General features: G+C 56.9%; 8 protein-coding genes, 1 tRNA gene and 1 other RNA gene. 6 read left to right on the top strand and 4 right to left on the bottom strand.

All coding sequences use genetic code 11. The features are described 5' to 3' along the window. Positions 1 to 37: 37 nt before the first annotated feature. Genes BA066_05620 through BA066_05630 form a run of 3 tightly spaced genes read right to left on the bottom strand, consistent with a single transcriptional unit; the run spans position 38 to position 2,243 of the window. Entirely contained in the window at positions 38 to 358 is a 321-nt protein-coding gene (locus BA066_05620) for a hypothetical protein (GenBank protein RDD53205.1), read from the bottom strand. Between the two features lie 38 nt (positions 359 to 396). Next, positions 397 to 870, bottom strand: coding sequence for a hypothetical protein (locus BA066_05625; protein RDD53206.1), 474 nt, complete (start codon positions 868 to 870; stop codon positions 397 to 399). 32 nt (positions 871 to 902) lie between these two features. Next, entirely contained in the window at positions 903 to 2,243 is a 1,341-nt protein-coding gene (locus BA066_05630; GenBank protein RDD53212.1) for an acetyl ornithine aminotransferase family protein, read from the bottom strand. Positions 2,244 to 2,484: 241 nt separating this feature from the next. Here BA066_05630 and BA066_05635 point away from each other — a divergent pair, with 241 nt between their 5' ends. The 5 genes from BA066_05635 to BA066_05655 all read left to right on the top strand — a co-directional run bounded on the left by BA066_05635 (position 2,485) and on the right by BA066_05655 (position 5,962). Further along, a complete protein-coding gene (locus BA066_05635) occupies positions 2,485 to 3,786 on the top strand; it encodes a DUF438 domain-containing protein (protein RDD53207.1) in 1,302 nt (433 codons plus the stop codon). Between the two features lies 1 nt (position 3,787). After that, positions 3,788 to 4,162, top strand: a complete 375-nt coding sequence (locus BA066_05640; protein ID RDD53208.1) for a hypothetical protein — start codon at positions 3,788 to 3,790, stop codon at positions 4,160 to 4,162. A gap of 50 nt (positions 4,163 to 4,212) precedes the next feature. Next, positions 4,213 to 4,500, top strand: an RNA gene (rnpB, locus tag BA066_05645) — RNase P RNA component. 96 nt (positions 4,501 to 4,596) lie between these two features. Then, entirely contained in the window at positions 4,597 to 4,764 is a 168-nt protein-coding gene (locus tag BA066_05650) for a HEPN domain-containing protein (GenBank protein RDD53209.1), read from the top strand. A gap of 1,121 nt (positions 4,765 to 5,885) precedes the next feature. After that, a tRNA-Met gene (locus BA066_05655) sits at positions 5,886 to 5,962 on the top strand. Between the two features lie 103 nt (positions 5,963 to 6,065). Here the strand turns inward: BA066_05655 and BA066_05660 are convergent. Next, positions 6,066 to 6,851: a hypothetical protein gene (locus BA066_05660; protein RDD53210.1), complete on the bottom strand. Its 786-nt coding sequence runs from the start codon at positions 6,849 to 6,851 to the stop codon at positions 6,066 to 6,068. A gap of 435 nt (positions 6,852 to 7,286) precedes the next feature. On the opposite strand from BA066_05660, the gene BA066_05665 reads away from it, so the two are divergent. After that, positions 7,287 to 8,247 (top strand): hypothetical protein (locus BA066_05665; GenBank protein ID RDD53211.1); only part of this gene is annotated, 961 nt, incomplete at its 3' end.

Consider the following 8,247-nt stretch of genomic DNA (forward strand, 5'->3'; position numbering starts at 1 on the left):
CCCAGATACATGAAGAGGAACTTCGAGGAGAGCCTCCTCAGCTACTTTGAGTAGAGCCGGTCATCCTGCTCAGGGTCTCCCTGAGGTCCCTCTCCCTCTTCTCGAGGGACCTTATTGCTGCCTCCAGTGTCTCCCTCGTCGCCTTGAGATCCAGGAGGATCGACTCCCTGTCCCTCTTTATGTAGAGCACGCCCACCCTCTCGAACACCTCATCGGCATCTGGGAGTTTTTCAAGCCTCTTTATAGCCTCGTCCACGGAGCTGTACTCCGATCTAAGGCTTGCCAGCTGCACTAAGACCTGATTCAGCTCGGCCAGTATCTCCTCAGCCTTGGCCTGGAGGTACTCATCCGATGACATGGTCCCTCCCGGTTAACCCCTCGGCGCTTATATAATACCTACCTCTCGAGCTCCACCAAGATCCCCCGCTCCATGGCCAGGCACTCGGAGTTGCCCGTGCAGCTGGGAAGATCCTCCGGCTCGTAGCCCGGCTTCACCTCCGAAAGCTCGAATCCCATCATGAGAAGGCTGATCAGAGGTCTCAGGCATTCTCCCAGTTCATCGCAGCAGGAGATGAATGCGTATCCATCGCTCTCAACGGAGATCCTCTCTATGACCTTGGACACCTCCCTGATCCCGAGCAGGCAGATCCCGACCTCGTAGGAGAAGTTATCAGAGATGTTGACGCCGTGCCGGAATGACCTGATCGCCCTTAGGGCGGCCATCACTAGGTGCCTGAGTGAGTGGAAGGAGGTGCTGGGCAGGAGGGCGACGCTCCCACTCAGCCTAGGGGGAGGCCCTCCCCTCAGGCCCGCCACTAGGAGGTACTTCCCACCGATGCTGAACAGCTTGGGCTCGGCCGGCAAGATCATCGGTCGCTTCTGGGACTTCAAAAATAAAAAGGTCAGCTCAGGACGGCCCTTATCGCCTGCTCGAATATGTCCAGCCCGAGCTTGGCCTGCTCCTCCGTCATCACGAGGGCCGGGATTATCCTTATCGTGCTGGCCCCGCATGGGAGCATGACAAGGCCCCTCCTCAGGGCCTCGAGCACTATCCTATCCCTCTCACTCCTAGCGTACTCCTTGGTCCTCCTGTCCCTGACGAACTCCACACCCCAGGCCAGCCCGATTCCCCTGACGTCCCCGATCTTCTCATACTTCTCCTTCATCTCGTTGAGCCTCTCCCTGAAGATCGTCTCTAGCTTAGCCACGTTGGGCAGCAGCCTCTGGACGACGTTTATTGTGGCTATTGCTGCCGCGCAAGCGATGGCATTTCCCCCGAAGGTGTTGCTGTGGGCTCCAGATACCCCGAAGTCCAGATCGCTCCTGTACACGGTGGCCCCTATCGGGATCCCACCGCCCAGCGACTTGGCCAGCGTCAGTATGTCGGGGGCCACCCCGAAGTGCTCTATCGCGAACATCTTCCCGGTTCTTCCCATGCCCATCTGAACCTCATCATCCACCAGGAGGATCCCGTGCTTGTCAGCGAGCTTCTTCAGCTCCGAGAAGAAGCTCCTTGGGGGGACCACGTAACCTCCCTCGCCCTGCACGGGTTCGAAAACGAAGGCAGCCACCTCCTCAGGGGGAACGTATCTGTTGAGCATGTACTCCTCTATGAACTCTATGGTCCTGCTGACGAGCTCCTCGGGGTTCTCATAGCCGTCTATGTGCCAGGGGTTCCTATAGGGGTTGGGGTAGGGTGCGTGGTAGACCCCGGGCATCGTCGGGAAGAACCTGGAGCGCTGAGTTATCTTGCTCGCGGTGAGGCTCAGGGCACCCATTGTCCTGCCGTGGAAGGCCCCTATGAACCCTATGAAAAGCCTCCTCCCAGTGCTCCATCTAGCCACCTTGATGGCTGCCTCATTGCTCTCGGCCCCGCTGTTGCTCAGGAACGTCTTCTTTGGGAAGCTCCCTGGGGCTATCTCGTTCAGCCTCTCAGCGAGCTCCACCTGCTTCTCAAGGTAGAAATCAGTACCGGCCGCATGCCATATCTTCCCTAACTGCTCCTCTATCGCCTTCTGGACCTCGGGGTGCCTTATCCCCACGTTGTTAACACCTATACCCGTCGCGAAGTCTAGGTAAACGTTACCGTCCACATCCCAGATCCAAACCCCCTCCCCCCTCTCTATCACGAGGGGCATGAACTCCGGGTCATTAGTCGTCGTGGCCATCGCCTTGTGGTGTCGCTCTATGATAGCCCTACCCCTCGGGCCCGGAACCTTTGTTACGATCTTCGGACCGATCATGTCAACCATCAAAAATCACCACGACGAAGTGCCGGTATCCCTATATATTCATGCCCCTCTCACCTGTGAAGGTAGCATGACTTCTTATCGGTATCAGATTAAATAAAACATTTTTAACATATATTCAAAGTAAAAATGAATGACAAAATCCGCGGGATGGCGACATGCTTGTCCTCGAGCTTCACTTAGTTACCACGTGGTAAATTTATAAAGATGTGCATCCTCTACTCCCAGTGATGGCATGTCCACTCTGGAGGAGAGGAAGGAGATCGTCAAGAGTGTGATAAGGTTGCTGCACAGCGGTGCCAACTTGGAGGAGCTGAAGAGCAGGTACGGTGACCTCCTGTTGAGGATATCTCCGCTGGAGATCCCCTTGATAGAACAGGAGCTCGTGAGGGAGGGGTTAAGCGTCAGGGAGATCTTGAGCCTCTGTGATCTCCATGTAGCCCTCTTCAGGGAGAGCCTGGCGAGCAGGGAGCTTCAGGGCGTCCCCAGAGGGCATCCCGTTGACCTCCTGATGAGGGAGAACGGGCTCATCATGAGACTGGCCGAAGCCCTGGGCGTCTACGCCCAGTCGCTGTCCGGAGCCGGTGGGGTGGAGGTAAGGAGCGCTCTGGAGTCCATAGAGAGCCTGATCAGAGATTTAAAGGGGATAAGGTCGCACTACAGGAAGAATCAGATGCTGATATTCCCCTACCTCGAGAGGAGAGGGATAACAGCCGTTCCTAGGGTTCTCTGGGGGAGGGAGGATCAGGTCATGGTGAAGCTTAGGGAGCTGGAGGACCTCCTGGCCGAGGCCAGGGAGGATGAGGGGAAGCTCGCTGAGGTCCGCTCCAAAGCCATGGAGGTCTCACAGGAGATCCTGGACCTCGTCTTCAGGGAGAACAAGATACTCTATCCGGCCTGCTGGGCCCTGCTCTCCGAGGGGGAGTGGGCGGCCGTGCACGAGGTGGCCAAGGAGATGGGCTACCTCGTCGAGGCGGGGGAGGAGTGGTTCCCCAGCGCTGACCCCGTGTATCCCTGCCAGATCGATGGCAGGGTGAGCGAGGAGCAGATACAGAGGCTCCCAGCCGAGTTCAGGGCTGCTATGGGATCTCTCATTCCGGATGATTACGAGGTTAGGAGGGATGGGGACTTGGAGCTATCAAGCGGATTCGTGAGCGTGAGGGAGCTCGAGGGCGTGATGAGGTCCCTACCCCTCGAGGTGACATTCGCCGACGCAAACGACAGGGTGAGGTTTTACTCCGAATCGGTGTTCAGGAGGGGATTCATTCGCACCAAGACCATAATAGGGAGGAACCTCCGGTTCTGCCATCCGCGCAGGCTGGAGAACTACGTGATGCTGAACGTCAGCAAGATAAAGAGCGGGGAGTTCCCCCACAGGGAGTTCTGGACGAGGCTGGGGGACAGGATCCTGAGGGTCATAGTCTCCGGCGTGAGGGATGAGGAGGGGAGATATCTAGGCACGCTGGAGGTGGTGGAGGATCTCACGGACGTCCTTAACAATCCAGATGAGATAAAGAAGAAGATAATGGTGCTATGAAATGAGAAGCCCGTTCTACATAGCTGACAGGTACCTAATACCTTCCCTCTACAGGCTCCTCTCCGTCAAACTGAGGGAGAAGGGTCTGCTGGAGCTCGAGATAGCTAGGGAGCTTGGCGTCTCAGCGGCCGCCATCTCAAGGTACCTCAGGCTCAAGAGGGGAGGCCTCAGGGTCGAGGAGATAGGGGAAGCCTCCAAGATGGTCGAGGACCTCGCTGAGTCCATAGTCAGGGGTGAGAGGGTGAATGTCGATGAGGAGATTCACGTGATAGCCTCTAAGTTGATGGCAAGAAAGCTCCTCTGCGACCTCCACGGATCGATCTACCCTAGGTTGGATCCGGCCACCTGTAGGGTCTGCTCTAGGATATTCCGCTGACGCCTCGGCCGGCGAAAGGGTTATAGCTAACACCATACATCTCATCTAGGGAGAGGGGGCCGGGGGTTACGGCCGTAGGGCTGGGGAAGGTCCGCCCACATCCCCAGCGCCGCCCCTCCGCAAGGAGGCATCCCGAGAGGGATGGGAAGGCCCACAGAAACGACACGTCCCCAGGGACATGACCGTGATGCCGGCGAGGCTGAGAATCCCTGGGGGACCGGTGAAACGGGGCCCCGGCGGCGTGCAAGCCGGTTCCCGCTGTGAGATGCTGGGGCGAGCGGGAGGTAGGCGCTGAGCCCAATCCCCCCAGTACAGAAGGCGGACTATGGCCCCAACTCCCCCAATACCATGCCCGCCTTGGGTCTCAAATCATCTTGCTCCTGAGCCCTCACCGAAACTTTGTATGCGGTCATAATACCCTCCTCCTGCGAGGGATGAGGCCAGGAGGACTCTCCGAAGCCCTATGTAATTTGGAGACGGCCAAGATCCTACATGAGCATGGAAGATACAATGCGACATACTTCTACGCCTACCAGACAGCTGAAATGGAGGTGGAGGCCCTCATGATCAGGAAAAATGAAGCTACTTGGGCTAAGGCATGAGGGTGCCGCTTGAGAGTTACTCCCAGAGAGCGGTGAGGAAGCATTCTTCCTGCTTCCCAAGACCAGGGAGCTGGACAGGCATTATGTGACATCTAGATCCATCGTACCATCAGGCGCTTCAGATTCGCACCCTGAACCTCCCTGACCCAGCTCCTCACGAACTCAATCTCGAGACCGCTCCTCCCTCTGCTGCGCCCGAGCGACCGCCACTCCCGGCTCCTCAGTGAATCACTCATTATCACGGCCGATTGATTTAACATTCGCATATCCTCTAACGGTTGGCCTCATCCTACCTGAACCATGAGGGGTCGGATCGTAAAATTTTACTGCCCTTCCGCAACCAAATTGATGGTATACCTTCACATCCGAGAGTCCGATCCCCCGGGATCTCCTCTCCAGCCACCGACTCTGTAGCGCCTTCAGGAGCCGCGCCATTAGCGCTTCCACAGGTCTTTTACCAAGGATGCGGCCTAGGAGATCGAGAGCTGAGCGATCTCGGATGCGGTGGACTCGCTCCCCATGGAGGTCTTGAGGCTCCTCCCAGCGCAGAGGTCGTCGGGGGATTTATCTTTGGTTACGATGGGGCTGGCCGAGGGGATGCTGAGACCAGCTGCTCAATAGGCTCAAGTTCCCGATCATGAAAGCAGGCAATATGCCCTTTGAAGATTCCAGCTTCGATCTCTTTAGCGCCAGATTTCTCCACCACGGTGAGATCCGCTCTGAAGGAACAGGGATGAATATTCGAGCCGTGAAGCTCCGAGACATCGTGATGGGGAGGCTCGAGGAATGTGAATATGGTACGTTGAAGCGCTCCCTCCTCAGGATCGCCTTGATCGTTCCTCTACATCCACTGAGGAGATCTCGGATCCCCGCCTAAGTTTGGGGTTGAAGGAATGGATGGCGTTCACTCCCGCTGCTCAAGGTAATGCTTCGAAAGTTTCAAGCGACTCCGCGTTGGGGTTGGTGAGGCGCACAGTCCAAGGCGCACTCGAACGCGCGGGGGATCACCAAGGCTGGTCCTCAGATGAGCTTTTCTCCCAAGATGGAATAGCTTACGGGCCTTCTCACGGTAAGAAATCTTTAAATAGGAGAAATTCAGCCGATCACGGGGGGGTCGAAGCAGCGGGGTGGGGCAGCCTGGTAGCCCGCCGGGCTCATAACCCGGAGGTCGGAGGTTCGAATCCTCCCCCCGCTACCAAGGTTTTTAACAGATTTCTTCACTTCTCCAAAAGATTTATACAGTATGGCAATTTTCCCGACAGATGATGAAGGAGATACAGGCAGATAATCCCGCCGCTCTGTCAAACATCCTTTCTTCTGAGAAACCTTTCGTAGTATTCCCAAGCCTCCTCCAGCCCTAGAATTCTCTCCCTTGGGAACCATCTCTCGCGACCGAGCCCTCTCTTGTACTCATAGCGACGAATCCACTCGATAGCCGCGCTCAATGTATCCCTCGTGGCTTGAAGGACATCTATAATGTCATCGAGCTTTCTCCTCTTCCTCTCAACAATGAAACCTATTTTCTCCCGAAATCTCCTGAGGTTCTCCAACCCCCTTATGTTGAAGCGGTAGCAGTCCTTCCTCGCCTCGACTCTCCCTTTGGAGGATATGAACACCCTGCCCCTCCTATAGGCTAGGGATATCTTCGAGGGCGATATCCCGAGATCTACCAGTTCTCGTCTTATGGTCTTGAGGAGGTCCAGATCTGTGTTGCTCACAACTATGAACCCCTGAAAGTACCCTAGGGCGTTGACTATACCGCTGGGGGAAGCCTCACAGTCGAAGAAAGCTTGGATGAACTCCCTAGGGTTCCTCCTCAGGTGCTTGAGGACATTCTCCCTCCTGCTGAAGTGATCGACGAGTACCTGAGCGATCGCAAGATTAGATACGTCGCCGAGCCGAGAGACGCCGTTCTGGATGCCCTCGAGCTGTTGAAGGAGAAGCCGGTCCGCGACCTGAACGACCTCCTGATCCTCTTCACAGCCATGCGTTACGGTGCCGTCCTGGCGACCTTCGACCGAGGGCCGAGGAGGACAGCCAAGGCCGTCGGTTTGGAAGTGGTGCCCGACTGATGACGATATCACTATGGATCGGGATCGTGATGGAGGTTAGGGGAAAAGAACGATCATTAGGCCCAGCAAGGACCCGGAGGAGTTCATCAGGGAGTTCACCTCCTAGGTCGGCAGGAAGTTGAGGAGGATTGTGGACGTCGATAGGAGCTGCCACGCGTTCCTAGGATCTGGTTGCTCTGAATATGTGAGTCTGTCCCTCTGAGGGAGATCCGCTAGGGTGATGGATGTTGGTACCCTCTCCTTATCGTCGGGTACGCTATCTAGACCGCATCCCATCCACCTTAGCTTCCTGCTTCTCTTCCCCCTTCCTCACTCCATGAGGGTGCCCTCGATCGCAGGTTCACGCCGCGCTCTTCCCTGGCTTCAGTCGAGAAGTCACCGAACGTCAAAGCACTCCTCATGCCCGGCGTAAATTAAACCCTTAAGTTGAACCCTAGGGGAGGGAGCGGGATGATGGACGTCAAGGCCAGGCCCCTGAGGGCCTCGGAGATGAGGGGGTTGGCTAGGAGGATATTCCTCACGTGTCTCTCCATCCTCGCCGATACGGTGGGGTATGATGGCCTGAGGGAATTGGAACCCCTTCCGGAGATTGTGGCGGAGTTCCCGGAGAGGGGGGAGCTGGCGGAGTTCCTCTCCCTAGATGAGTGCCAGATCGAGGTCCAGAAGACTCTCAGTGAGGTTGAGAGGAAGAGATATGCCGTTTACTACACGGTGGATGAGGGGATAGAGGTGATCTCCTCAAGCGCCTCCGAGTTCGCGGCTCCAAATTCGATAGTGGCCGATCCGTTCATGGGCTCTGGCAGGCTGCTCTCGAGGACCGTCGAGAGGATTGGGGAGGGGAGGGTCGCCCTGGCCTGGGGAGTGGAGCCACTCCCTCTGCCCGCCCTAGTGGCCCTCACCTCCCTCGTGACAATCTTGGGAGTTTCAAAGGTTAAGATAGCGGTTGGAGATGCCTTCTCGCTTATAACAAGTCCCCTCTCATCCCAATTCCCTAAAGCCGACGTGATCGTCACGAACCCGCCCTTCACCAGGTGGAGGCTCCTCCCTAAGGGATACAGGGAGAGGCTGCTCAGGTTGGTGGAGGGACTCGGCTACTCCGGCTACATCGCCAGGAGGGAGGTGAGCCTCCAGGTCCTATCAATGTTCCTGGTCGATCACATGCTCAGGGAGGGCGGCTTCCTGGGCGCTGTCCTACCGGCCTCCACCTTCTACACGATATACGGCAGGGGGTTCAAGGACCTCCTCCTGGAGAGGTACGACCTCAGGGTCCTGGTGGAGAACTCCGAAAGCTCCTTCTCGTTGGACAGCGGTTTCAAGGAGCTCATAATCTTGGCTATCAAGGGAGGGGAGTACGGGGGGACTGTGATGGCTAGGGCCGGCGATCCCCCGGAGGAGCTTGGGAGGGTGGATC

This window comes from Candidatus Korarchaeota archaeon NZ13-K, from assembly GCA_003344655.1.
In the GTDB taxonomy this organism is placed as follows: Archaea; Korarchaeota; Korarchaeia; order Korarchaeales; family Korarchaeaceae; genus Korarchaeum.

Bases quoted from the DNA above. Each gene is read 5' to 3' on its own strand.
- BA066_05625 (RDD53206.1), bottom strand. From the start codon at position 870: ATGATCTTGCCGGCCGAGCCCAAGCTGTTCAGCATCGGTGGGAAGTAC.
- BA066_05635 (RDD53207.1), top strand. From the start codon at position 2,485: ATGTCCACTCTGGAGGAGAGGAAGGAGATCGTCAAGAGTGTGATAAGG.
- BA066_05640 (RDD53208.1), top strand. From the start codon at position 3,788: ATGAGAAGCCCGTTCTACATAGCTGACAGGTACCTAATACCTTCCCTC.
- BA066_05650 (RDD53209.1), top strand. From the start codon at position 4,597: ATGAGGCCAGGAGGACTCTCCGAAGCCCTATGTAATTTGGAGACGGCC.
- BA066_05620 (RDD53205.1), bottom strand. From the start codon at position 358: ATGTCATCGGATGAGTACCTCCAGGCCAAGGCTGAGGAGATACTGGCC.
- BA066_05630 (RDD53212.1), bottom strand. From the start codon at position 2,243: ATGATCGGTCCGAAGATCGTAACAAAGGTTCCGGGCCCGAGGGGTAGG.